The sequence below is a fragment of the Vibrio sp. R10-SG3-ISO10 genome (assembly GCF_059834185.1).
Map to the genome: position 1 here is coordinate 405,949 of NZ_JCBDHG010000022.1, position 22,165 is coordinate 428,113.

25 protein-coding genes are annotated in these 22,165 nt (G+C 45.1%); 14 read left to right on the forward strand and 11 right to left on the reverse strand.

The window, feature by feature from the left end; all coding sequences use genetic code 11:
* The first annotated feature begins 88 nt into the window (after positions 1–88).
* Positions 89–436, forward strand: coding sequence for a winged helix-turn-helix transcriptional regulator (locus AC6R16_RS15335; RefSeq protein ID WP_500674925.1), 348 nt, complete (start codon positions 89–91; stop codon positions 434–436).
* Positions 437–471: 35 nt separating this feature from the next.
* Here the strand turns inward: AC6R16_RS15335 and AC6R16_RS15340 are convergent, their stop codons facing one another.
* The 3 genes from AC6R16_RS15340 to AC6R16_RS15350 all read right to left on the reverse strand — a co-directional run bounded on the left by AC6R16_RS15340 (position 472) and on the right by AC6R16_RS15350 (position 2,525).
* Entirely contained in the window at positions 472–1,719 is a 1,248-nt protein-coding gene (locus AC6R16_RS15340; RefSeq protein WP_500674926.1) for a leucine-rich repeat-containing protein kinase family protein, read from the reverse strand.
* 116 nt (positions 1,720–1,835) lie between these two features.
* Complete coding sequence (locus AC6R16_RS15345) at positions 1,836–2,210, reverse strand: hypothetical protein (RefSeq protein WP_500674927.1); 375 nt, start codon at positions 2,208–2,210, stop codon at positions 1,836–1,838.
* 9 nt (positions 2,211–2,219) lie between these two features.
* On the reverse strand, positions 2,220–2,525 hold the full coding sequence (locus AC6R16_RS15350; RefSeq protein ID WP_500674928.1) for a monooxygenase: 306 nt from the start codon (positions 2,523–2,525) through the stop codon (positions 2,220–2,222).
* 131 nt (positions 2,526–2,656) lie between these two features.
* Between AC6R16_RS15350 and AC6R16_RS15355 the strand changes: the two genes are divergently transcribed.
* From AC6R16_RS15355 to AC6R16_RS15370, 4 genes are all read left to right on the forward strand, one after another.
* Entirely contained in the window at positions 2,657–3,550 is an 894-nt protein-coding gene (locus AC6R16_RS15355) for a LysR family transcriptional regulator (protein WP_500674929.1), read from the forward strand.
* Between the two features lie 175 nt (positions 3,551–3,725).
* Entirely contained in the window at positions 3,726–4,286 is a 561-nt protein-coding gene (locus AC6R16_RS15360; RefSeq protein WP_500674930.1) for a sugar O-acetyltransferase, read from the forward strand.
* A gap of 314 nt (positions 4,287–4,600) precedes the next feature.
* Positions 4,601–4,813: a transcription antiterminator/RNA stability regulator CspE gene (gene cspE, locus AC6R16_RS15365; RefSeq protein ID WP_049845894.1), complete on the forward strand. Its 213-nt coding sequence runs from the start codon at positions 4,601–4,603 to the stop codon at positions 4,811–4,813.
* Between the two features lie 670 nt (positions 4,814–5,483).
* Positions 5,484–5,903, forward strand: a complete 420-nt coding sequence (locus AC6R16_RS15370) for a VOC family protein (protein ID WP_004747404.1) — start codon at positions 5,484–5,486, stop codon at positions 5,901–5,903.
* A 51-nt stretch (positions 5,904–5,954) separates the two neighbouring features.
* On the opposite strand, the gene cysS is transcribed toward AC6R16_RS15370, so the two are convergent.
* Positions 5,955–7,325: a cysteine--tRNA ligase gene (cysS, locus tag AC6R16_RS15375; RefSeq protein WP_500674931.1), complete on the reverse strand. Its 1,371-nt coding sequence runs from the start codon at positions 7,323–7,325 to the stop codon at positions 5,955–5,957.
* A 289-nt stretch (positions 7,326–7,614) separates the two neighbouring features.
* Here cysS and AC6R16_RS15380 point away from each other — a divergent pair, with 289 nt between their 5' ends.
* Positions 7,615–7,887, forward strand: a complete 273-nt coding sequence (locus AC6R16_RS15380; protein WP_004749376.1) for a DUF134 domain-containing protein — start codon at positions 7,615–7,617, stop codon at positions 7,885–7,887.
* A gap of 7 nt (positions 7,888–7,894) precedes the next feature.
* On the opposite strand, the gene nqrM is transcribed toward AC6R16_RS15380, so the two are convergent.
* The 3 genes from nqrM to AC6R16_RS15395 form a co-directional block, all read right to left on the reverse strand.
* A complete protein-coding gene (gene nqrM, locus AC6R16_RS15385; RefSeq protein ID WP_500674932.1) occupies positions 7,895–8,089 on the reverse strand; it encodes a (Na+)-NQR maturation NqrM in 195 nt (64 codons plus the stop codon).
* Positions 8,086–8,511 carry a NifB/NifX family molybdenum-iron cluster-binding protein gene (locus tag AC6R16_RS15390; protein WP_500674933.1) on the reverse strand — a complete coding sequence of 142 codons (426 nt, stop codon included), beginning with the start codon at positions 8,509–8,511 and terminating at the stop codon, positions 8,086–8,088. Before AC6R16_RS15390 ends, nqrM begins: the two co-directional genes overlap by 4 nt.
* 229 nt (positions 8,512–8,740) lie before the next feature.
* Positions 8,741–9,232: a MarR family winged helix-turn-helix transcriptional regulator gene (locus AC6R16_RS15395; protein WP_500674934.1), complete on the reverse strand. Its 492-nt coding sequence runs from the start codon at positions 9,230–9,232 to the stop codon at positions 8,741–8,743.
* A gap of 123 nt (positions 9,233–9,355) precedes the next feature.
* Here AC6R16_RS15395 and AC6R16_RS15400 point away from each other — a divergent pair, with 123 nt between their 5' ends.
* The 3 genes from AC6R16_RS15400 (at position 9,356) to AC6R16_RS15410 (ending at position 12,347) form a co-directional block, all read left to right on the forward strand.
* A complete protein-coding gene (locus AC6R16_RS15400; RefSeq protein WP_500674935.1) occupies positions 9,356–10,270 on the forward strand; it encodes an EamA family transporter in 915 nt (304 codons plus the stop codon).
* A 1-nt stretch (position 10,271) separates the two neighbouring features.
* Positions 10,272–10,865: an NAD(P)H-dependent oxidoreductase gene (locus AC6R16_RS15405; protein WP_494504100.1), complete on the forward strand. Its 594-nt coding sequence runs from the start codon at positions 10,272–10,274 to the stop codon at positions 10,863–10,865.
* Between the two features lie 150 nt (positions 10,866–11,015).
* Positions 11,016–12,347 (forward strand): MFS transporter, encoded by a 1,332-nt coding sequence (locus tag AC6R16_RS15410; protein ID WP_500674936.1) that lies wholly within the window; start codon positions 11,016–11,018, stop codon positions 12,345–12,347.
* Between the two features lie 27 nt (positions 12,348–12,374).
* Here the strand turns inward: AC6R16_RS15410 and AC6R16_RS15415 are convergent, their stop codons facing one another.
* On the reverse strand, positions 12,375–12,932 hold the full coding sequence (locus tag AC6R16_RS15415; protein WP_500674937.1) for an SOS response-associated peptidase: 558 nt from the start codon (positions 12,930–12,932) through the stop codon (positions 12,375–12,377).
* Between the two features lie 114 nt (positions 12,933–13,046).
* Complete coding sequence (locus AC6R16_RS15420) at positions 13,047–13,943, reverse strand: DMT family transporter (RefSeq protein WP_500674938.1); 897 nt, start codon at positions 13,941–13,943, stop codon at positions 13,047–13,049.
* Positions 13,944–14,062: 119 nt separating this feature from the next.
* On the opposite strand from AC6R16_RS15420, the gene AC6R16_RS15425 reads away from it, so the two are divergent.
* Positions 14,063–14,545, forward strand: a complete 483-nt coding sequence (locus tag AC6R16_RS15425) for a MarR family winged helix-turn-helix transcriptional regulator (RefSeq protein WP_004747390.1) — start codon at positions 14,063–14,065, stop codon at positions 14,543–14,545.
* Between the two features lie 82 nt (positions 14,546–14,627).
* Here the strand turns inward: AC6R16_RS15425 and AC6R16_RS15430 are convergent, their stop codons facing one another.
* Positions 14,628–15,065, reverse strand: a complete 438-nt coding sequence (locus AC6R16_RS15430) for a GlcG/HbpS family heme-binding protein (RefSeq protein ID WP_004747389.1) — start codon at positions 15,063–15,065, stop codon at positions 14,628–14,630.
* Between the two features lie 56 nt (positions 15,066–15,121).
* A complete protein-coding gene (gene aceB, locus AC6R16_RS15435) occupies positions 15,122–16,750 on the reverse strand; it encodes a malate synthase A (RefSeq protein WP_500674939.1) in 1,629 nt (542 codons plus the stop codon).
* A gap of 313 nt (positions 16,751–17,063) precedes the next feature.
* Here aceB and gcl point away from each other — a divergent pair, with 313 nt between their 5' ends.
* The 4 genes from gcl (at position 17,064) to AC6R16_RS15455 (ending at position 22,095) form a co-directional block, all read left to right on the forward strand.
* On the forward strand, positions 17,064–18,839 hold the full coding sequence (gene gcl / locus AC6R16_RS15440; RefSeq protein ID WP_500674940.1) for a glyoxylate carboligase: 1,776 nt from the start codon (positions 17,064–17,066) through the stop codon (positions 18,837–18,839).
* 18 nt (positions 18,840–18,857) lie between these two features.
* Positions 18,858–19,634 (forward strand): hydroxypyruvate isomerase, encoded by a 777-nt coding sequence (gene hyi, locus AC6R16_RS15445; protein ID WP_500674941.1) that lies wholly within the window; start codon positions 18,858–18,860, stop codon positions 19,632–19,634.
* A gap of 50 nt (positions 19,635–19,684) precedes the next feature.
* Positions 19,685–20,581 carry a 2-hydroxy-3-oxopropionate reductase gene (locus tag AC6R16_RS15450; protein WP_004747383.1) on the forward strand — a complete coding sequence of 299 codons (897 nt, stop codon included), beginning with the start codon at positions 19,685–19,687 and terminating at the stop codon, positions 20,579–20,581.
* A 371-nt stretch (positions 20,582–20,952) separates the two neighbouring features.
* Positions 20,953–22,095, forward strand: coding sequence for a sugar diacid recognition domain-containing protein (locus tag AC6R16_RS15455; protein ID WP_038197483.1), 1,143 nt, complete (start codon positions 20,953–20,955; stop codon positions 22,093–22,095).
* The last annotated feature ends 70 nt before the right edge of the window (positions 22,096–22,165 follow it).

Consider the following 22,165-nt stretch of genomic DNA (forward strand, 5'->3'; position numbering starts at 1 on the left):
TATTTTGTTGGTACTTATACTATCCACATACCAAGGCGTTAGATAGTAAGTACTAACTGGTGGGGTAGGTACTTATTGGTACATCTTTATGAATAACAAAGAGAAAAAATTTTCGAGGAAAGTCGCTCCTCAAAGTAGCGCTCGGATGGTTGAAACCATCTATGGCTGCAAATGGTCACTAACGGTTTATCAATTGCTTGCTGTAGGCATCAATCGTCCTGGAGAGATGGTACGTAGTGTTGATGGGCTGTCGACTAAGGTTCTGAACCAATGTCTAAAGCGTAATGTAGAGTTCGGTATTCTAGATAAAGTGGTATACAACGAATTGCCGCCAAGGGTGGAATATAAGGTGACGGATTTTGGGGAGAAGTTTCTCACTGTACTTGAGCAACTTGAAGCGCTTCAGCAAGAGATTGACCGTGATTTAGAGCGCTAATAGACATGGAATACTAGCGCTCTTTGTAAAGCAGTTTAGCCAGTGATTAGGGCGAGGTTCTTTAAGCTTTTGTAGGCCGCAGTTTGTGTTTCGATCGGCTTACACACCGAAAGTAGATCATCAATAAAGTGCCCCAAAGCGCGGGCTTCAACCTTTCTAATACCGCGTTGTTGGCTTTCGGTTAAGTAGTCGTAGACTGATGCGGCACCAAAATCGCCAAATATCATCTCACCTTGTTCATTGATCAACACATTGTGCGCGTAGAGGTCACCATGACATACCTTGTTGTCATGCAGGTGATTAAACACATCCATCATCTGGTCGACAATCTTTTCAATCTGACTGATCGAAAGAGTGAAGTCTTGTTTAAAAACATCTCGTGTACAGGTTTGCAATGTTGGTGGTAGACCAAGATTAAAGTAGCTATCTGGGATCAACTCCATCACTAGGGCAAGGTGATTGTCCTCGTTTACTTGCGCGATAGATTTCACAAGGTTGTTGTGGTGACCTGTTTGCAGGCAAGCTTGCAACTCATCGCAAGGATAACCATCACTGGTTACGTCTCCCTTAAACACTTTTACTGCAACATGGGCTGGGAAGTCGAAATCGGCGTCGAGCCAATCCGCGTGAGAGATCACCCCAGAAGCCCCTTGCCCTAAAACCTGATTAAGCTTGTAAGCGCTTGAAGCAACTTGTGGAACACTCTCTTCAAGACTAGTTCTTTCACAGAAAGGGTTGCCTGCAAAAGCCATCCACGCCAGTTTAGGAAGCTCAAGTAGTACGCTAGGGAAGCGCTCAAGTTGATTTGCAGACAGGCGTACTAACTCTAAGTTGAGCAACTGGCTAAAGCTGTTGGGTAGTGATGTCAGTTTGTTACCTGCCAAGGCCAATTTTTTCAGGCGCGGGCGATAACCCAAAGACTCTGGCAACTTAGTGATCTGGTTATCAGTCAGAATTAACCAACGAAGTTGCTCTGGCAATGACTCTTCGGCGACACGAACAATTTGGTTACTTTTAAAGCCAACCATCTCAAGCTTTTCGCACCGTCCGAGAACAAGCGGAAGGCGTGTGAAACGGTTATTGGAAGCAAACACTATTTTGAGTTGCTTTAATTCAGTGAGCCATTCCGGCAGTTCACTTAAAAGGTTGTTTGAAACATCGAGAATTTCCAACGTATCAGCTAAGGCTAAGATCTCTTGTGGTAACTCGGTTAATTGTTCAGAAAGTTGAAGACGCTGAATGCCTGCAAGCTCTCCGCTTTTAAGGTGTTCTACTGTGTGCAAACTGACTGCCTATAGTTGCTCGTGAATGGGAAAAGAGCGCGTATTCTACGCAGGTTGAATACAAAAGGCGAGGTGAGCGTATCTGCGCCTTACATGAGGCGCAAATAGCTTTGGAGTTATGATTTTTTTCTCAGCTGTCGATAGCTTAATAGTGACAAAAGAGCAAAGAAGGCCGGATCGCTCCAACCGAAGCCGACAAAGATCCCTGTAAATCCAGCATAGCCAGTTATTACGACACCGAGAAGATTGGTGACAAGCAGCGCTTTGAGTAGCTGTTGCATTGTCTCTCTGTGCTCTATTGTTCTTAGAAACAGGCTTACTGCCGCTACGCCTCCGAGAAAGATACTTGTGTGTTGTGAGAGGAAGTAAGCGTATCTATCGTTAATCTCAACGCCATACATTGGCCACATCATGGTTGGCAGAAAAAACAGTGCTAGTGCAAACACAGTGTAGATGCTGCCGTGTAAGGTTAAAAACAGTCTGTTCGTCATAGCGGTTCCTTACAGACCTACTGGCCCACGATTGATTTCAGTCAGTGGCTGATTGATGTCAAAAATAACGCCACGTACTTCTCCTACGCCCATTTTTTTCAGTCTCGCAGCATGCATGTCTAGGTAATTTTGTGCGCTGACCTCATCTTGGAAAAGATAGATACCACCACCTAGCTTTTCAGATTCGTTTTCTGTCCAGATTTTCCAGATCATACCGGGTTCTTGATTAATTGACTCCGCTAGACCAACCAATGCTTTAGACATCTCTGCGCCCATAGGGCCATGGTATTCAAAATCGACTTGTAGTATTTTCATTTTAGTTTCTCCGATTGTTGTCTGTTGTGAACGCGTGTTTCCGTTCGATGGAGATATTGTTGTCTATATAAATTGAACAGAAAAGTTCATAATGTTGTGTATAAATGTCTAAAAAATTGACAGGTTATGCAATGAGACTGAAAAGTACCCTTGAGCAATGGGTTACGCTGAAAGAAGTGGATCGGGCGGGCAGTATTCAAGCCGCGGCTTCGGCTTTAAACAAAAGCCATACAACCTTGATTTACTCGATCAAAAAGCTTGAAGATCAACTGGGCGTTAAGCTGGTGGAGGTTAAGGGAAGACGTGCCACAGTCACAGAGCATGGTCGTTCACTGCTTAGAAGAGCGAGCAGTATGCTTGAACAGGCAAGAGAGTTGGAAGACTTAAGCCAACAAATCTCAGCGGGTGTCGAGTCAGAGATTACAGTCGCGATGGATCACCTTTGCGACCCGAGCCTGCTCTATCAACCGATGGCAGAGTATCTTAGTCGAAACAGTATTACCTCGATTCAAGTAGTAGAGACATCTTTATCTAAAACGGCCGAAATGGTGACCAGCGAGCAAGCGGATATTGCGATTATTACCTTGCCGGTGACCAATTATCCGGCTCAAGCTTTTTCGATGACGAGTATGTTGCCCGTTGTCTCAAGTAAGCACCCACTCGCAAGTCAAAGTCAGGTTTGTATGGCGGATTTTGCCACTCATTGCCAAGTTGTCATTCGCGATCTGGGGGCTACTCAGATTGAGAATAAAGAGCAAAATGTCGGTTGGTTAAAAGCTAATCAGCGGATAACCGTCGATAATTTTGATCATGCATTTCGAGCAGTGGAGCAAGGCGTCGGTTTTTGCCGTTTACCAGAGCACATCATCAAGCTAAGAAACACAGGCCAGCTTAAGGTGCTTAAAGTCGAGCACAATGAAAGGTATCAAGTCCCGCTGCATATTACGCTTCCTAAGGGAGCCAAAACTGGCCCTGCCGCCAAATGCTTCTACGAATTGTTATTATCAAAAGCGGCTAAAGGCTAATCGTAACCCTTGAAAACATAACAGTGAGTAATTACTTACAACCATTTGTTTACGTCGGTATGACGCAAATAGTGACCTACCACACGCTGCGTTAAGTTAGTGATTTAATCTTTTTATAAGCTGACATTGGTATGCGATATTTCGATGGTAATTTTAAGATTGACTGGTAAGTGATATGAGAAGCGAAAAAGAGAAAATGCTCGCTGGTGAGCCATATGATGCGTGGGACAAAGAGCTATACAACGAACGAATTTCATGTCGTAAAGTTCTGCAAAAGCTCAACAATAGTATTCCAGATACCGAAGAGTGGCGCAGCGCGATTGATACTCTGATCCCTGATTCTAAAGACGCTTACCTAGAACCTCCATTTCGTTGTGACTATGGTTCGAATATAAAACTCGGCAAAAACTTCTACGCTAATTTCAACTGTGTGGTGTTGGATGTGGCTGAAGTTCATATCGGTGATAACGTCCTCTTTGCTCCTAACGTACAAATCTACACGGCAGGTCACCCGCTCGACGTGAAAGGTCGTGTTGAAGAAGGCGTCGAGTTTGGTACACCGATTACTATTGGCGACAACGTTTGGCTTGGCGGTGGTGTGATTGTCTGCCCTGGCGTCACCATCGGTGAAAACAGCGTGGTTGGAGCGGGTAGTGTCGTCACCAAAGACATTCCAGCTAACGTTGTCGCAGCAGGTAGCCCGTGTCGAGTGATTAAACCTATCGAACAAGCTTAAGGTTTTTAAAGCGTAGAAGAGTGATAAAGAGAGGCGATCACCTTTTACGTTTTTTTATTGATGGAGCGCTAATGTTGTTAGCTAAAAAATAATCAAAATAGTTCTTTACAATTGTCTAAAAAACACAAATAATGCCATCGCTCTGTTGTTCAGAGTTATTAAATGAAACATCCAGTTGTAAAGTAAACCCTCAGAATTTCCTCTTGTTATCCTCTGTGTTTCCCTTAGCTTCATAGATACATTAAATAATTCAAGCTCCTAGTGCATCGCATTTCTGCGAATTAAATTTATTATTACTAAATAAGGGACATGATATGTCTAACAAAGTAAATGGTTCTGTAAAATGGTTTAACGAAACTAAAGGTTTCGGTTTTCTTTCTCAAGACAACGGTGGCGAAGATGTATTTGTACACTTCCGTGCTATCGCTTCTGAAGGTTTCAAGACTCTAGCTGAAGGCCAAAAAGTGTCTTTCGAAGTAGAGCAAGGTCAGAAAGGCCTTCAAGCAGCTAACGTTTCAGTACTATAACGTTTAGCAAGGGTGCAAGTGGCAACCTGCTAATTGCACAACTTCATTCAATCTAGAAATACTATTTATAACATCTTTTCGAAATCCCCAATATTTCCTTATACCTCCTCTCTGTATTTGTCGTTGCGCTATTGGACTTCTTCGTCTCATTATAAATTTAGTAATCTATTCCTCTGATATTAGGTAATGGTTTTATTACTTGTCAGAAACTTAAAATATATAAAGGCAAAATATGTCACGTTCAATCGGCCGTAAGCGCTTTTGGTTTCAACAGAACCGTAGCAAACAGAAAAACGAAAACAATAAGGATTTATGATAGTTACATTTAACTTATTGGAAAATGAGATCACTTGGCAATCAACACTTCATCAGCTCAATAGTGATATTTTGAAACGTCATGTTTTATTTCATGGACGTCTTAGAGATATCAATATTTCCTTTCTCTACTGTGAAGCAACATTAAGCGGAAAAATTATTGATTCAACCAATGAGGTAGTGGGTTGTTTTTACATGACCGCTTCATAGATTCATCAATATTGTCATCGCTCTCTCTAGCTCTCCCAAGTTTTGTTCAACTTTTAATTAAAAATCTAAAAAAAGTTCTTTACCTCAACCTTAGTTGAGGTTTTAGCATGCTTCTTGTTGGCTAGGAATTGATAAGGAGAAAGCAATGATTCAACTAGAACATGTTAATTTAGTGGTTAAGGACATCCCTGAGATGTTGAAGTTCTATCAAGCGGCATTTCCACATTGGTCGGTGCGAGATGAAGGACAGGGAGAGTGGAGTGGCAAACCGAGAAACTGGCTGCATTTCGGCGATGAATACCAATATATTGCAATGAGTGATCACGGTGAAGGAAATAATCGAGAACTGGCAGGCCATCAGGTAGGACTAGCCCACTTTGCTTATGTCACCAACAACATTGATGCGGTGATCGGCCGATTGGTTGAAGCGGGTTATCCTATCGCTAAGCCGGGCGCTGATGAACCTTACCGTAAAAATGTCTACTTCGTTGATCCTGCAGGATTTGAGATTGAGTTTGTTGAATACCTAACCGACGATCCAAAACTGCGTAATTTATCGAGTTAAAGCGCTAGAGCGCAGAAAGCAATTGAGCCTTTCTGCGCGTTAGTGACGTTATTACAGCGGAGTAAATTCGAACTTGTCGCCTTTATCGGCAACATGGTATCCAAGTGCTGTGATTTGTTCTCGGATCTTATCGGCATCCGCAAAGCGTTTTTGTTGCTTCAGTACCAGCCTCTCTTCGGCAAGCTTTATGACCTCGTCGGGTACTACAACCTCTTCAATATGGTCAATATTCAGGCCGAATATCTTATCGAAAAACAACACAGTAGCTTTTATATCTTGGCTAGGGTAGGCGCTGTCTAATACATCCCATAACAAAGCGAGAGCCTTTGGCATATTTAGATCTTGATTGATGAGTTGGATAAAACGCAGCTTATATTCCTCTATCAACTGCCCGTTATCTGCTAGCTTAGCCACCTTGTTTCTCAGTCGTTTTAGTGCTGTTTGCGCTCCTTGTAAACTCTCCCAAGTAAAGCTTAGATGACTTCTATAGTGACTCGTTAATGTAAGGTAACGATAGGCTAAGGGCTCAAATCCGCGCTCGAGTAATGCTTCTAGGCGCAAAGAAGTGCCAGATTTAGAAATTTTCTCTTTGTTAAGTTGTAGAAAAAAACCGTGAAGCCAATAGTTTGCTTGTATGCGTCCGTTTTTTGCTTGGCACTGCGCGATCTCGTTAGTGTGATGGATAGGAATATGATCCTCGCCGCCGACATGAATGTCGAATTGCTCTCCTAGGTATTTTTCCGCCATTGCGGAACACTCGATGTGCCAGCCAGGAAATCCAACACCCCAAGGGCTAGGCCATTCCATTTGCCTTGCCTGCTTGCCAGAAAGTTTCCACAATGCGAAGTCTGTCGCCAGTTTTTTATCAGCCATGTTGACCCTAATTCCGGCCTCTAAACCTGATGTATCCAAACGTGCGAGTCGACCATATTCAGTTAATTTACTGGTGTCAAAATAGACTCCATCACGGGTCTGGTAGGTGAAGCCTTTCTCTTCAAGTTCAGTGATGAAGTCTATTTGCTCTTGGATATGCTCTGTTGCTCGGCAGATGGTGGTTGGGGTCAAGATATTGAGCTGCTTTAAGTCCGTTAGGAAAGCTTGCTCAAAATATTTCGCTATTTCCCAGGCAGACTTATTTTGTTTTCTAGCGCCTTTCTCCATTTTGTCTTCACCAGTGTCGGCATCTGAAGTCAGGTGGCCAACGTCTGTGATGTTCATAACGTGATTTACTTGATACCCATTGAGTGACAACACGCGTCTTAAGGTATCGACAAAAAGGTAGGTACGTAAGTTACCCGCGTGAGCGTAGTCATATACGGTTGGACCACAAGCATAAAGGCCTACGGTATTGCTATCTATGGACTTAAATGGTCTTTGTTCACGAGCCATAGTGTCAAATAACGAAAGGGTCGCTGAGGTCATAGATTGTTCCTTCAAATACAAAAAGGCCGCGGATGAGAACATCAGCGGCCTGTGATTAGGTATAGATTTTTGCTAACTAATAGCTACACGAAAGCCGCCGTATATCGAAGCGATTACAGCAGCAACAAACTGGAGAGGTGTAGCTAAACAAATATGTCATGCTTTTACCCTAAAGAAGAGGTGTGATAAATGCAACCTTTGGATTCACATGGTTTCGAATTGGTTAGGTTGTTACAATTACAGGCTAAGCAACTTTGAAGCATCATTGAATTGGTGTTGGAACTTGATCATGGCCCGTCCTAAGAAACATCGTCACATTTGCACTCATGCAGCTCATGCTTTTTACAAACCCAATGGTGTGACTATGGATGAGTTGCAGATTGTTGAGCTGTTGCCGGATGAATTAGAAGCACTGAAACTTGCCGATCAAGAAGGATTGAATCAGATTGATGCCGCTGTGCAAATGCAGGTGTCGCGCCAAACGTTTGGAAACATCATTAAACGCGCTAGGCAAAAGGTTGCTAGTAGCATCATCCAAGGTCATGCCCTAAAACTTCAATAGGCTTGAGCTACTCAGGCTCTTTGATTTGATAAAGCGTGCGCTTTGTCCCTTCACACGCATCTTTGCAGTCGCACTCCCTAGTGATGTTTAGTTGCGATAAACCACCGCAACTGCCTTGAATTGGTCGGCGAGAGAACACCACCCCGATCGCCATTAAGGCTATAAAGCTCACGAAAATAAGTACTGTAAGTAGTAACGTCATCGTCTAATCCTCCGGATTGAGCGCCAGTTTGGTTGCGACCGTGCCAAAGCGAGAGTGGCGTTGTTTTTGCCACAAGCTTTTTTCTTTGGTGATATTCGACCGTAATCCAAACTCTCTACTGCAATCAGCTCGGCAAAATTGATGTCGTGAACATCTTGCTTCGCTTTTGTGGCTAACACTTTAACTTTAGATTGAAACAGCCCTTTGAGCATATTTTGGCCAATGTTTCTCACTACAACTACGTCTACTTTGTAACCAGCGATAACCTGTTGCCACTTTTTCTTGGCACTACAACAAGATTCATCCTTAGAGATAGAGAGGTACTGTGTTTTCCGCGTGATGGAATCAATGATGGCGATTTGCTGGCAGCGAGAGAAGTGATTACTTACTGCGTTGTTAGTACAAGGAATTGCGTAGATCATGCTGGCTCCAAAACTCGTTGAAATTTAGAGCACTATAGCGATTTATTACTGGCATATGCCAATAATAAAGTTGGTTTCTTAGTTATCGCATTTCGAGAACAACTAATGTTTACATACAGTTTCGGTAAACAAGAACCGCTTTTCAGTGGGTTCATGTTATTGATTAAATAGAAAATAAATGTCTTCTATGTTTCTGCTGTGAGTTCGTCGGAAATCGATTTTGGGGTAGCTATTGTTTACCTTCAGATAACAGTACTTTGCGTAGTAGATTGGCAAATTGATCTTGTTCATCTGGGTTTAGAGCGCTAAGCATATTGTTCATATTGTCGACGTGATCGTTCAGGGCGTTATCGACAAGTTCAATGCCTTTATTGGTTAGAATCACCTTACAGCTGCGTCTGTCATGTTCACTGAAAACTCTCTCCACAAGTTCTTGCTTAACCAAATGTTCTATCCGAGTGCTCACTGCCCCAGAAGACAGCATAAGAGTTTTATATAACTCTGTAGGGGTAATGCCATGGGCATCGCTACGGCGCATTGTTGCTAAGATGTCGAACTCAATGCTGCTTAGTCCATGTTGCTTAAACACGCTGTCCATCTTCGACTTCCACAGATTGCTTGTGCGACGCAAGCGGCCAACAACTCCCATCGACGAGCAGTTTAAATCGGGTCTTGCTTGTTTCCATTGAGCCAAAATTAAATCGACACTATCTGATGGCATTTTTATCTCTCATCTAAATATCTTTTTAAAAAGATACTTGATCAAAAGTTAAGTTGCCATTACTTTATAAAAAGTATCTTTTGCAAAAGATACTTTTTATTGAGGTTATATGGAGAGACTCTAGTGAAGGATTTGCATCAGATTAAAACCATAGTGTTGACGGCATTCGCCCCTATCGTATGGGGAAGTACTTACATAGTGACGACAGAGTTACTGCCAGCGGAAAGCCCTTTGCTCGCTGCAACGATTAGAGCCCTACCGGCAGGTTTGTTGCTCGTATTGTTTGGTAAAACGCTACCCAGCTCAGTGTGGCTTGCTCGACTTGGGGTACTCGGATTTTTGAACATTGGGTTGTTCTTTTATTGCCTATTTTTTGCAGCGACCTACTTACCGGGTGGTATGGCCGCTATGGTGATGTCGATTCAACCTGTTGTCGTGATATTGCTGAGTTGGTGGTTACTCAGTGTAAAGGTGTCAGCAATACAGCTAATCGCCTCAGTAGTGGGCATCTTTGGAATCGCTTTACTGGTCCTAAATAGTACCGCGAAGTTAGATTTAGTCGGTCTCATTGTCGCGAATGTTGGAACGTTAAGCATGGCGAGCGGGGTCGTTTTGACTAAAAAATGGGGCAGACCTATAGGTATGTCTGTGCTGAATTTTACGGGTTGGCAGCTCCTGTTTGGTGGATTAATGCTGCTCCCAGTTGCTATATGGTTTGAGGGGGTACCTCATCAACTAACGCTAATGAACGCTCTGGGTTACTTATACCTGAGTGTTATCGGAGCCGTAGTTGGGTATTTTCTGTGGTTTAGAGGCATTGATCAGCTGCCTACCACTACGGTCTCATTTCTCGGTTTTTTAAGCAGTGTCTCTGCTTGTATCTTGGGTTATATCGTTCTCGACCAGCATTTGTCGGTATTTCAGTTGCTTGGAGCATTACTGGTTTTAGTCTCTATTGTACTTGCAAGCCATCACTCTTCAGGAAAATCGACTCTATCTAATCAAACTCCAACCGTTCGATCACTAGAAGGAAACTAATATGAATCTTACTATCGTATCTGGCAGCCAGCGTGACAATTCGCAGAGCTTAAACGTCGCTCGCTATTTAGAATCATTATCTGAAAAGCACTTTGAAACTATCAATATCTTGGATTTACATCAGCTTAATTTGCCGCTCTGGAATGAAGGTGTTTGGCAGCAATCCGAAGAGTGGCAGCAATGGCCCCCTATTGCAGAAATGTTAAGGCAATCTGATGCAGTGATTCTTATCTCGCCTGAGTGGCATGGAATGGCGACACCTGCAATTAAGAATTTCTTGCTGTTAACGACTGATGAAGAGCTAGCGCACAAGCCTGTATTGCTAGTGAGTGTTTCTGCCAGTGTGAATGGTGTCTATCCGATAAGTGAATTACGTATGACTGGCAGCAAAAACAACCATGCCTGTTTTTTGCCTGATCATCTGATGTTTCGCAATATCGAAACGCTGATGACCCAAAATCACCAACTACACGATGATGAGATGCACCAACGTAGTCAATATACCTTGTCATTGCTTGCCCACTATGCTCAAGCGCTTGCTCCTATTCATCGCGATATGGTGACTATCGGAAAACCATTCCGTTACGGAATGTAGCTGTTTTACAGTGTAAAAGCTTAAGTCGGGAGGTTGTCCAATAATGGAATCTGTTTATCGCTTGATTTGGTCAACTTAGTAAAGATTCTAGAGTCCAATCAAAAAAGGGTATATACATAATCTTATGTTATTCAATCTGCTGAGTATTTAATGACTCTCAAACAAATCCTTCAAATCCGCAATGTTCGCTGCTTCTTAATGTTCCGAAGCAGCTACTTTGCGCGCTTTTACTATCCAGTTTTCACTTTACTCTACTTAGATTATGGTTTGACCCTTTCTCAGTTTGCCATGCTCAATGTAGTTTGGGCGGCAACCATCGTTCTAGCAGAAGTACCATCGGGTGCATTTGCCGATACTCTAGGGCGTAAAAAGCTGGTGGTGCTGTCCTCAATTGTCATGTTTATAGAAATCGCCATGATCGCCTTTGTTCCGACTGGCAACCCCACCTTAGTGTTCATGGTATTTTTGGTAAATCGGGTCTTGAGCGGTTTGGCTATGGCATTAGCCAGTGGTGCCGATGAAGCACTGGCTTATGACACGCTTAAAGAGCAGGGCAAAGAAGATCTTTGGCCGCGAGTGTTGCAGATTCAGTTACGTATCGCTTCAAGTGTCGGCATAGTTGTGACCTTGGTGGGTGCTGCTATGTACGACGTTAACTTTATGGCTCATGTCTATCATCTACTGGGGTTCTCAGCGCCAGAAACGACTCAGGATATAATGCGCATCCCTGTTTATGCGACCTTGTTTGTAGCTCTTATCGCCATGTACGCTGCATTTAGCATGAGGGAAGAGAAGAAGACGTTGCCAAGTGATAGCGGTAAGTTGGCAACGACGATGGCAAGTCTTAAGCTCACCATGAACACGGGTAAGTGGGTGATCTCCACACCCTATGTTCTGTTTATTCTGCTTTATTACAGCCTGTTTGAGCACACTTCACGGATGTTTTTAACCATGAACAGCCAGTACTATCGAGCGATCGATATCCCCATCATCTATTTTGGGTTGATTGGCGCAGGGATAAGCTTGCTGCAAATTGTGTTAGCGGGGCAAAGTCGAAAGTTGGCGGAAAGCATCGCTCCGAGAAGGTTTATTGCCATCATGGGCATCGCGACGATGGCGACTTATTACTGGATTAGCTTAGGTTGGTCTATTTACGGGGTGATTCCGGCGTTGCTATTAATCTTCATCATCATGACGATGAATATCTTTATTAGCTACCACCTTAATAAAAACACCGAATCACACAACCGAGCCACAGTACTGAGCTTTAAAGGGCTAATGTTTAACCTCGGCTATGGGATGATTGGTATTTTGTACGCTTACTATTACAAATTGCTGTCTAAAAACTATAGCGAAGAGCAGATAGAGCAACACATCGACTTTATTGCGTCTCTTTCTTCATTCTTCTACTACTTTACGTTTTTGTTTGTTGCTATCAGTCTGTTTTTCTACGTGAAAGACAAGCAAAAGCCGATTTTCTAAGTCCTGTTAACCTGTTAACCTGTTAGGCTAGCTTATTCTTAATGTTTGATTGTATTCAACATTCAATAAAGAGTGAGCTTGCTCTACGGTTCCTGTAACCCAGTTAGGAACATGGTTTGCGTCAATCAGTAGCGGCATGCGGTGATGATATTGAGCGCATTGCGGATTGGGTTTCGTGGTGAGTGTGACCACTTTTGAGTTGTTTTCGAGTGCGATAGCTGCCATGTACAGAGCTCCTTTGTTTGGCTGCTCAAATAGGTATTTCACCTTTCGCCCTTGTTCCTCACGCCACTCATACCAGCCACTGCATGGGACAATAACCCGACTGAACTGAAACGAACTGGCAAAGGTGGGTTTCTGCGCCACAGTTTCTGCTTGGGCGTTAATGATAACTCGTTTTGCCCAGTCAGGCTTAATGCCCCAAGCGAGGTTGCGCTGCTGTAGCTTGCAACCATCACTGGCTAAACAAGCTACTTGTTCTGTCGGACGTAAATCGTTGTTGCTATGAGTATTAAAACTTAAGCCAAGCTGTTCACAGACGATATTGCACAAGGGATCGTCGATGACATTGAGTCTTCCGCACATTGCTTCCACCTTTCTCAAATGAGCCTAGTCAGTATAGCAATCACGCTGGAACCGTTTTAAAAAGTAAAAAGCCGCGCTGAGTGGCGCGGCTATTTGAGCGATAATTTGTGCCTATTAGCTTTGGCATTCAGCGGGCGCTGGCCTGTTTTGTCTTATGGCAAGTATCGCTTGAGGTAACAAAGACATCACAATCATGCCGATCATCAAGCTGTACTGGAATGGGGTGAAGGATTCACCGAGCAAGACGAGCCCAGACACGATCCCCGCGATCGGATTGGCAATACCCCCAAAGGTAAAGTCGACCACAGACATGCGTTGCAATAGCCACACATACATACCGTAACCCAGTGCAGTGTTCAGCCCGACAACCCATAACAAACCAGAAAGATTGGTCATTGAGAAGTTGTCGAAAATCGCAGCGTATTTCGCCGGTTCCATTGCCCCTTGAACACCTGCGGCGATAGACAGGATCACGCCACCTAGGATGAGCTGCCAGGTTAAGACTGTCCACCAGTGCATACGATTGCCGAGTGATTTAGTGATCGAGCTGCCAACCACAATACACATGATCGCCGCGAGCATAGCCCCCAAACCAATCGGATTTAGGCGAATTGAACCTGGGTCAAACAGCATCCAAGCGAGTGCGATCAGGGTGGCACCACATACCGACTGAATCAAGCCTGGGCGATGTTTGTTGATCAGCCAGTTGTAGAGCATCGCAAATACAGGCACTGAGATCATGCCGACGCCAGAAATGGCAGAAGGCAACGTCAGCGCCATGACAAAGATTAGCCCGAAGAAGGTCGCAATATTGATCAATCCTAAGCTAAACAAAATCTGCCAGTCGCCTTTTTTCGGCAGGCTTGGCTTAAATGCCAACAACAGAAGTCCGGCTGGTAGCGCACGGATCGCACCCAGTAATAGGGGAGGCCAGTCTGCAAGTGTGTATTGCGTGACGGCATAAGTGGTTCCCCAAAAGAACGCCGGAATCATGGCAAGTAATATATTCATAACAACTATCTTTACGTTAAGATACTTTTGTGAGGAATGTACGCCTAAAAGCGCTGTTTGTAAAGTATCTTTATGTTAAGATATTCAAAACAGCATTTTGTTACTGGAGACAAATATTCATGGACGCTATTGATAGAGTAGTAGACCAGTGGGCTAAGGAAAAGCCAGAGCTAGAAACTGAACCTATGGCGATAATGGGTCGATTGATGCGCATTGCCAAGTATATGGAGACAGAAGTGGCTCAGCTACATAAGCGCTATGACTTGAAACTTGGGGAGTTTGACGTGTTGGCGACTTTGCGTCGTAGTGGTAAACCTTTTCGCTTAACCCCTTCAGAGCTGATTGATTCTATGATGCTGACATCTGGCGCGATGACGAACCGATTAGATAAGCTTGAGTCTAAAGGTTTGATCAGCCGCGAGCACAGCAAAGAAGACCGTCGTAGTGTGACGGTTGAGCTAAGCCAAGATGGTTTTGTGCTGATCGACAAAATTATTGAAGAGCACGCCGCAGTACAGGAAAAGTTGGTTAAAGGTATTAATGCTAATCAGAAGAAACAGATGAACACTATTTTGAAAGGCTGGCTGACTCAATACGAGTAATCTCTTCGAAAATACGAAATAGAAAAACGCCCTCATTTGCGTGTGCAACTGAGGGCGTTTTGTTTAGCTTTGTTAGTCAGTACTAAGAGACGGCGTCATCACAATAAAGCTGGGCGTGGTCAATTCCCCCGAGTGCGCAGCTTTCATCGATATCAGATAAATCACCACTGACCCCGACCGCGCCAAGAATGTTTTTTTCGGCATCGCGAATGAGCAATCCGCCTGGAACGGGAACCATATTACCGTGTGCGAGAACATTAACAGCGGAGATAAATGCAGGTCGATTGTCGGCATCCTGAGCGAGCTTTCGCGAAGAACACCCGAGCGCTAGTGCGCCCCAAGCTTTAGCAATCGCGATATCTGGTCGCATCATGCTAGAACCATCTTGGCGTTGCAGAGAGATGAGTTTCCCTCCACTGTCGAGAACGGCGACCGTGAGCGGTGCGCTTTTGCTCTTGGAACCTGCCTGAAAGGTACCGTCAATGACGGAGAGTGCTTGATCTAGAGTTAAACTTCCCATGTTATCTCCTGTTAATGTTCTACCGCCCTAGCTCGAATAGACGAACTAGGTTGGTATTACGCAGCCCCGTTAAGAAGCTGATAGCTTGGTAAGGTCAGGAAGGTGGCGAACTCTTTCGCTGTTGACAGCTCGAAGAAAAGGTCAGCGGTTTGTTCAAAGCGGCCAGCTGCGAATCGAGCATCGCCCACTTCCTGTTTGATAGTGTTGAGCTCTTGATACAGCCATTGGTGGAAAAGCTCTTTAGTAAAGGTTTGCCCATCATCAAGTTCGACTGAGTGATGAATCCATTGCCAGATATTAGCGCGCGAGATCTCTGCCGTTGCGGCATCTTCCATCAAGCCATAGATCGGCACACAACCATGGCCTTGAATCCAAGCTTCGATGTAATAAAGCGCAATACGGATATTTTTGCGAACGCCAGCTTCATCGCGTGTCCCTTCACACGGTTTTAGCAGCAAATCAGCACCAATTTCATGTGTTGGGCTGACAAAATCGAGTTGGTTTGGCTGTCCGCCAAGATTCTTATCGAACACAGACATTGCCAAATCGACTAGCGCTGGATGTGCAACCCAAGTTCCGTCGTGGCCATTGCGAGATTCACGCTCTTTATCCTCAATCACTTTGGCGGTCACTCGCTCCATCTCGGCAGGATCTTTTGCTGGGATGAAGGCTGACATACCGCCCATTGCTAAGGCACCACGCTGATGGCAAGTACGTACTAACAGTTGGCTGTAGGCATTAAGGAATTCTTTATCCATCCCAACCACGTGTCGGTCTGGAAGAATGCGGTCGGTGTGGTTTTTGAGGGTCTTGATATAACTGAAGATGTAATCCCAGCGGCCGCAGTTCATTGCGACGATATGGTCACGCATGGCGTAAAGCATTTCGTCCATTTGGAATACGGCAGGTAGCGTTTCAATCAGAACGGTCGCACGAATCGTGCCTCGCTCGACACCAAAGTAATCTTCAGTGAAAGAGAAAACGTCATCCCACCATTGTGATTCTTCCATGCTTTCTAGCTTAGGAATGTAGTAGTAAACCCCAAGTCCTTGCTCTGCTCGTGATAGATAGTTGTGGTAGAAGTAGAGCGCGAAATCCATCAAGCAACCAGGAATGGGTTTATCGTCAAATTGGATCGATTGCTCCGGCAGGTGCAGGCCTCGCGGACGGGCAATCAGTAGGGCTGGGTTATCACTTAGCTGATAATGTTTGTTTTTTGCTTCATCGTGATAACTGATCGTGCGGGCATTGGCATCGCGCAAGTTGATCTGCCCTTGAACCATGTTCTCCCAAGTTGGGGAAGAAGCGTCTTCAAAACAACACATAAAGACCTTAGCACCTGAATTCAGTGCGTTGATCACCATTTTGCGATCAATCGGGCCGGTTATTTCTACTCGACGGTCTAACAGTTCAGGTGGCGGAGTGGCGACTTTCCAGCTCTTGTTGTCACGAATAGATTGTGTATCCGCTCGGAAATTCGGTAGTTCACCAGCATCAAAGCGCTTTTGTTGCTCTTCGCGAGCAGCGAGTAGCGCATCTCGACGTGGAGCAAACTTCTTAACTAGCTTGGTTAAGAATGAGAGCGCTTCTTTGTTAAGGATGGTTTGGTATTCAGGGTTGTCCATGTTACCGACTACGCGCAGACAGGCGGTTTCTTCTCTTTCTGCTACATCGTTCAGACTCATTGTTCGTCTCCTTTAAACAATATCGAATGATTTTGTGTACAAAAATCATGTTGCACGAATACTTATATTTCAATTCATGTAAACAATCAAAGGGTATTTAACATTTATTTTTCATTTGCTCTGTTGGGAAAATATTTTTATGTAAAGATATTTTATATAAAGCAATGATTTCTAGGGTTTTCGGGGTTAGTGTTCGCTTCGAGTAATGGCTCTATGTTGAAAAAATGTTGCATTTAGGGGTTGCCAAATTCTGAATATGATTCATAGTACACAAAGTATCTTTGAATTGTATACAATCGAAATGGAGGTTCGCATGGCAAAGATGAAGGCAATTGAGGCGGCGGTAGAAGTACTTAAGAAGGAAGGTGTAGACATTGCCTTCGGTGTTCCTGGCGCAGCGATTAACCCAATGTACGCGGCAATGAAAAAGCTCGGTGGTATTGATCACGTACTTGCTCGCCATGTGGAAGGTGCTTCGCATATGGCAGAAGGTTACACGCGTACCAATCAAGGTAACATCGGCGTGTGTATCGGCACATCGGGTCCAGCAGGCACAGATATGATCACCGGATTGTATTCTGCATCAGCGGACTCAATTCCAATCCTTTGTATTACAGGGCAAGCGCCACGAGCTCGCCTGCATAAAGAAGATTTCCAAGCAGTAGATATCGAATCTATTGCTAAACCCGTCACTAAGTGGGCGACAACCGTACTAGAGCCAGCACAGGTGCCACGTGCATTCCAGCAGGCGTTTCACCTAATGCGCTCAGGCAGACCAGGCCCGGTACTGATTGACTTACCGTTAGATGTTCAGCTGACGGAAATCGAGTTTGATATTGATACTTATGAACCGTTAGAGGCATACCAGCCAAAAGCAACACGTGCTCAGGTAGAAAAAGCCATCGAAATGATGTGTGAGTCTGCTAACCCAGTGATCGTTTCTGGTGGTGGTGTTATTAATGCGGGAGCTGAAACGTTGCTGCAACAATTCGCTGAAATTACAGGTGTTCCAGTGATTCCAACTCTGATGGGGTGGGGATCCATCGCGGACGACCATGAACTGATGGCAGGTATGGTTGGTCTGCAAACGGCGCATCGTTACGGCAACGCAACTCTGCTTGAGTCTGATTTTGTGTTTGGTATCGGTAACCGATTTGCTAACCGCCACACGGGGTCTTTGGATGTGTATACCAAAGGGCGTAAGTTCGTTCACGTTGATATAGAGCCGACTCAAATTGGGCGTGTGTTCTGTCCGGATCTTGGCATTGTTTCTGATGCTAAAGCAGCACTTGAACTGCTGGTGGAAGTGGCGCGTGAATGGCGTGACGCAGGCAAATTACCAAACCGCAGCGCGTGGGTTGGCGAATGTCAGCAGCGTAAAGCGACGATGTTACGTAAAACTCACTATACCGACGCACCGATTAAACCAATGCGTGTTTATGAAGAGATGAATAAAGCGTTTGGTCGCGATACGTGCTATGTCAGCACGATTGGTCTTTCTCAAATTGCGGCAGCGCAGTTCCTACACGTGTATAAGCCACGTCATTGGATTAACTGTGGTCAAGCTGGCCCGCTAGGTTGGACGACACCTGCCGCTCTCGGTGTACGTGCCGCGGATCCTAATCGCGATATCGTGGCTATCTCTGGTGACTACGACTTCCAATTCATGATTGAAGAGCTGGCCGTTGGCGCACAGTTTAACCTGCCGTATATCCATGTTTTGGTAAACAACTCTTACCTTGGTCTGATTCGCCAAGCGCAGCGTCAGTTCGACATTGATTATTGTGTTCAGTTGGCGTTTGAGAACCAGAATGCACCTGAGCTCAACGGCTACGGTGTTGACCATGTGACGGTTGTTGAAGGCTTAGGTTGTAAAGCGATTCGAGTGACTGACCCAGAGCAGATGCAAGAGGCGTTTGCTCAAGCGAAAGAGTTAATGAACAAGCACAAGGTGCCTGTTGTGGTTGAAGTGATTCTAGAGCGCGTAACCAACATTGCGATGGGCGTCGAGATTGACTCAATCAATGAGTTCGAAGCCTTGGCAGAAAGCGCTGACGACGCACCAACGGCGTTAATCAATAACAGCTAACAGAATAAGGAAATCAAAATGGCAAAGTTTGCAGCAAATTTATCCATGTTGTTTACCGAATTGGACTTCGAAGATCGCTTTGAGGCCGCAGCAAAGGCGGGTTTTAGTGGCGTAGAGTATTTATTTCCTTACGCCTTAGAAGCCGCTCAAATCAAGGAGAAACTTGATGAAAACCAACTTACCCAAGTGCTGTTCAACCTTCCGGCCGGCGATTGGGAGGCGGGCGAGCGCGGTATCGCGGTGGACCCAAACCGAATTGAAGAGTTTCAAGCAGGCGTCGCCAAGGCCATTGAATACGCCAAAGTATTGGGTAATACCCAAATCAACTGCCTCGCAGGGATCGTTCCACAAGGGGTAAGCCAACATGATGCGCATGCGGCGTTTGTTATCAACCTACGTTATGCCGCGCATGCTCTAAAAGAGGCTGGCATTCGCTTAGTGATTGAAGCCATCAATACGCGTGACATCCCGGGATTCTTCCTCAACACCACTGAGCAGGCGAAAGCGGTGATTAAAGAAGTGGGTAGTGACAACCTGTTTATTCAGTACGACATCTACCACATGCAAATCATGGAAGGGGACCTAGCGCCAACCATGAGTGCCAACATCGACCAAATTGCCCATGTGCAGTTAGCCGACAACCCAGGCAGACATGAACCGGGTACTGGGGAGATTAACTACCCATTCGTCTTGAAACATCTTGATGAGCTTGGTTATCAAGGGTGGGTTGGCTGCGAGTACAAGCCGAAAACCACCACCACTGAAGGCTTAGATTGGATCAACCTATACCGCTAAGTGCGGTCTGTGCCCGCCAAAGTGTGGGCTAACGTTACGGAGAACAGAATATGAAAATTGCATTTATTGGTACAGGTATTATGGGCCGCCCAATGGCAGCGAACTTGCAAAAAGCCGGTTATGACATTGTGCTATCTGATCACTTTAACCCAGCGCCAAAAGACTTGGTGGATGCAGGAGCTCAAGTTGTTAACTCTGCGCAAGCAGCCGCTGAAGCAGCAGACGTTATTATCCTTATGGTGCCAAATACACCACAAGTGGAAGATGTGCTATTTGGCGAGAAAGGTGTTGAAGCAGGCCTGAATGCGGGGGGGGCTGAAGGTAAGCTTGTGATCGACATGAGCTCAATCTCACCAATGGCAACCAAAGCGATTGCTGCGCGCATCAATGAAAGTGGTGCACAGTACCTAGACGCACCAGTGTCTGGCGGTGAAGTCGGTGCGGTTAACGCTACGCTAAGCATCATGGTAGGCGGCGCGCAAGAAGCGTTTGATAAAGCTCGCCCTCTGTTTGAGGTGATGGGTAAAAACATCACCCTAGTCGGTGAAAACGGTGCCGGTCAAACTTGTAAGGTCGCCAACCAGATTATTGTGGCACTTAACATTGAAGCGGTTTCTGAAGCGCTGGTGTTTGCTTCAAAAGCGGGCGCTGATCCAGCACGTGTGCGCCAAGCGCTGCTCGGTGGGTTTGCAAGCTCTAAGATCTTAGAAGTCCACGGCGAGCGTATGATTGAAGGCACGTTTGATCCTGGCTTCAGAATCTCGTTGCACCAGAAGGACTTAGATCTAGCGCTAACGGGTGCCAAAGAGCTAGAAGTTGCACTGCCTAATACGCAAAACGCACAAGAGTTGTTTGAAGAGTGTGCGGCTCAAGGCGGACAGGACTGGGACCACTCAGCGCTGATTAAAGCGATTGAGAAGCGCTCAGGACATTCGATTCGAGATTAGGGTCTACTGCCTCTAGTTTCCGTCTGGGATAGCAAGGACTCCTCTCCCTCGCTATCCCATACCAATCACGACAAGCAATTGGTGGTGATTGGTATCTATATATCAATCTTGCTGACTAGCCGTTGTGGGGGAAATCAGTCGGATTGATATTACTTAAATCGCGTAGTTTTTCGTCTCCTTTTGTACGCGTTCCCGTTGTAAGTCAACAGGTAGAGGCTCGTTCGGGCCTCGTCTTAGCAGGCACCTCGCGTGCTTACATCGGGATTTTTTCTTGGTTACTCAGCTGCAGGCACTGTTGGCGCAATAAAAGCGCGGGGGAGTTGTGCTATGTTAGCCCTAGGAAGAGTAAGGCTTCGAGTACGAGTAAAGAGATGCAGTTAAATACGTTAATCGCGAGACAAATCGTTGAGCGCGCGACAAAAATTATCCAGTTTCCTGTCAATGTGATGGATGAGAACGGGATAATTATCGGCTCAAGCGATCCAGCGCGATTGCACCGAACCCATGAAGGCGCCTTATTGGCGATACATGACAACCGAACAGTTGAAATTAATCATACGGTTGCCAGTACTCTGATTGGTGTAAAAGAAGGGATTAACTTGCCTATTTTGCATCAAGATAGTGTGATTGGTGTAGTCGGTATTTCAGGGCAGCCTGAAGAGGTCAGACGCTATGGCGAACTGGTTAAGATGACCGCTGAACTCATCGTTGAGCAAGCTGATTTAATGGCTCAGATTCAGTGGAATAAACGTCATAGAGAAGAGCTACTGCTGCAGCTAATACAGGGTTCTACCTTAAATGAAACCCAGCTGCTATCGATAGCAGAACGATTAGATTTGGATTTAGCTCAGCCAAGGATCGCTGCCACAGTTAAGGTGATACCTAAGCAAGGTCAACCTTTGACGTTAGAGCAGTTGCAGAAGCTAGTGCACCTGTTGGAGTACCCAGAGCGAGACAACATTGTAGGTATTGTGTCTGTCTCTCAAAACGAAGTTGTCGTGCTCAAGCCAGTGACCTTAGTCGACAATACATGGAGCAAAGCTGAAGAGAAAAAGCGGGTTAAACGCCTGCTTAAGCGGATCGCTCAAGAGGCGGATTTTACGGTCAAAATCGCCATGGGAGAGTATTTTCCCGGCCTTACCGGGTTATCTCGCTCTTATGAAACGGCCAAGGCGACCCTAGCTTGTAGCGATGAAAGCAAAGATGCGATCTTATTTTATCAAGAGCACAAGCTGTCGGTTCTGATTGATAATTTGAAGCAAGATGAGTGGCGTCGCAATCAGATAAGTCACCCGATTGAAGTTTTGCAGCAACACGATAGTAAAGATGTTCTGGTTAAGACGTTAAAGGAATTTTTTGCTCAGGATTGCGATCTGGCTCAAACCTGTGCAGCTCTCCATATTCACCGCAATACACTGCGTTACCGAATAGAAAAGATTGAAGAAGTTACAAGTTTAAAAATCAATAAGTTAGACCATAAAGTTCAACTGTATTTAGCCCTAAAATGTGTGTGATTATTTGAAGGTTTTTGTCATTTTGCACAAAAATGTTCGTTTCAGATAATAATAAATCTGTCATTTTGCA

Coding starts and splice junctions, on each gene's coding strand:
- AC6R16_RS15335 (WP_500674925.1), top strand. CDS start 89: ATGAATAACAAAGAGAAAAAATTTTCGAGGAAAGTCGCTCCTCAAAGT.
- AC6R16_RS15345 (WP_500674927.1), bottom strand. CDS start 2,210: ATGACGAACAGACTGTTTTTAACCTTACACGGCAGCATCTACACTGTG.
- AC6R16_RS15350 (WP_500674928.1), bottom strand. CDS start 2,525: ATGAAAATACTACAAGTCGATTTTGAATACCATGGCCCTATGGGCGCA.
- AC6R16_RS15355 (WP_500674929.1), top strand. CDS start 2,657: ATGAGACTGAAAAGTACCCTTGAGCAATGGGTTACGCTGAAAGAAGTG.
- AC6R16_RS15360 (WP_500674930.1), top strand. CDS start 3,726: ATGAGAAGCGAAAAAGAGAAAATGCTCGCTGGTGAGCCATATGATGCG.
- cspE (WP_049845894.1), top strand. CDS start 4,601: ATGTCTAACAAAGTAAATGGTTCTGTAAAATGGTTTAACGAAACTAAA.
- AC6R16_RS15370 (WP_004747404.1), top strand. CDS start 5,484: ATGATTCAACTAGAACATGTTAATTTAGTGGTTAAGGACATCCCTGAG.
- cysS (WP_500674931.1), bottom strand. CDS start 7,325: ATGACCTCAGCGACCCTTTCGTTATTTGACACTATGGCTCGTGAACAA.
- AC6R16_RS15380 (WP_004749376.1), top strand. CDS start 7,615: ATGGCCCGTCCTAAGAAACATCGTCACATTTGCACTCATGCAGCTCAT.
- nqrM (WP_500674932.1), bottom strand. CDS start 8,089: ATGACGTTACTACTTACAGTACTTATTTTCGTGAGCTTTATAGCCTTA.
- AC6R16_RS15390 (WP_500674933.1), bottom strand. CDS start 8,511: ATGATCTACGCAATTCCTTGTACTAACAACGCAGTAAGTAATCACTTC.
- AC6R16_RS15395 (WP_500674934.1), bottom strand. CDS start 9,232: ATGCCATCAGATAGTGTCGATTTAATTTTGGCTCAATGGAAACAAGCA.
- AC6R16_RS15405 (WP_494504100.1), top strand. CDS start 10,272: ATGAATCTTACTATCGTATCTGGCAGCCAGCGTGACAATTCGCAGAGC.
- AC6R16_RS15410 (WP_500674936.1), top strand. CDS start 11,016: ATGACTCTCAAACAAATCCTTCAAATCCGCAATGTTCGCTGCTTCTTA.
- AC6R16_RS15415 (WP_500674937.1), bottom strand. CDS start 12,932: ATGTGCGGAAGACTCAATGTCATCGACGATCCCTTGTGCAATATCGTC.
- AC6R16_RS15420 (WP_500674938.1), bottom strand. CDS start 13,943: ATGAATATATTACTTGCCATGATTCCGGCGTTCTTTTGGGGAACCACT.
- AC6R16_RS15425 (WP_004747390.1), top strand. CDS start 14,063: ATGGACGCTATTGATAGAGTAGTAGACCAGTGGGCTAAGGAAAAGCCA.
- AC6R16_RS15430 (WP_004747389.1), bottom strand. CDS start 15,065: ATGGGAAGTTTAACTCTAGATCAAGCACTCTCCGTCATTGACGGTACC.
- aceB (WP_500674939.1), bottom strand. CDS start 16,750: ATGAGTCTGAACGATGTAGCAGAAAGAGAAGAAACCGCCTGTCTGCGC.
- gcl (WP_500674940.1), top strand. CDS start 17,064: ATGGCAAAGATGAAGGCAATTGAGGCGGCGGTAGAAGTACTTAAGAAG.
- hyi (WP_500674941.1), top strand. CDS start 18,858: ATGGCAAAGTTTGCAGCAAATTTATCCATGTTGTTTACCGAATTGGAC.
- AC6R16_RS15450 (WP_004747383.1), top strand. CDS start 19,685: ATGAAAATTGCATTTATTGGTACAGGTATTATGGGCCGCCCAATGGCA.
- AC6R16_RS15455 (WP_038197483.1), top strand. CDS start 20,953: ATGCAGTTAAATACGTTAATCGCGAGACAAATCGTTGAGCGCGCGACA.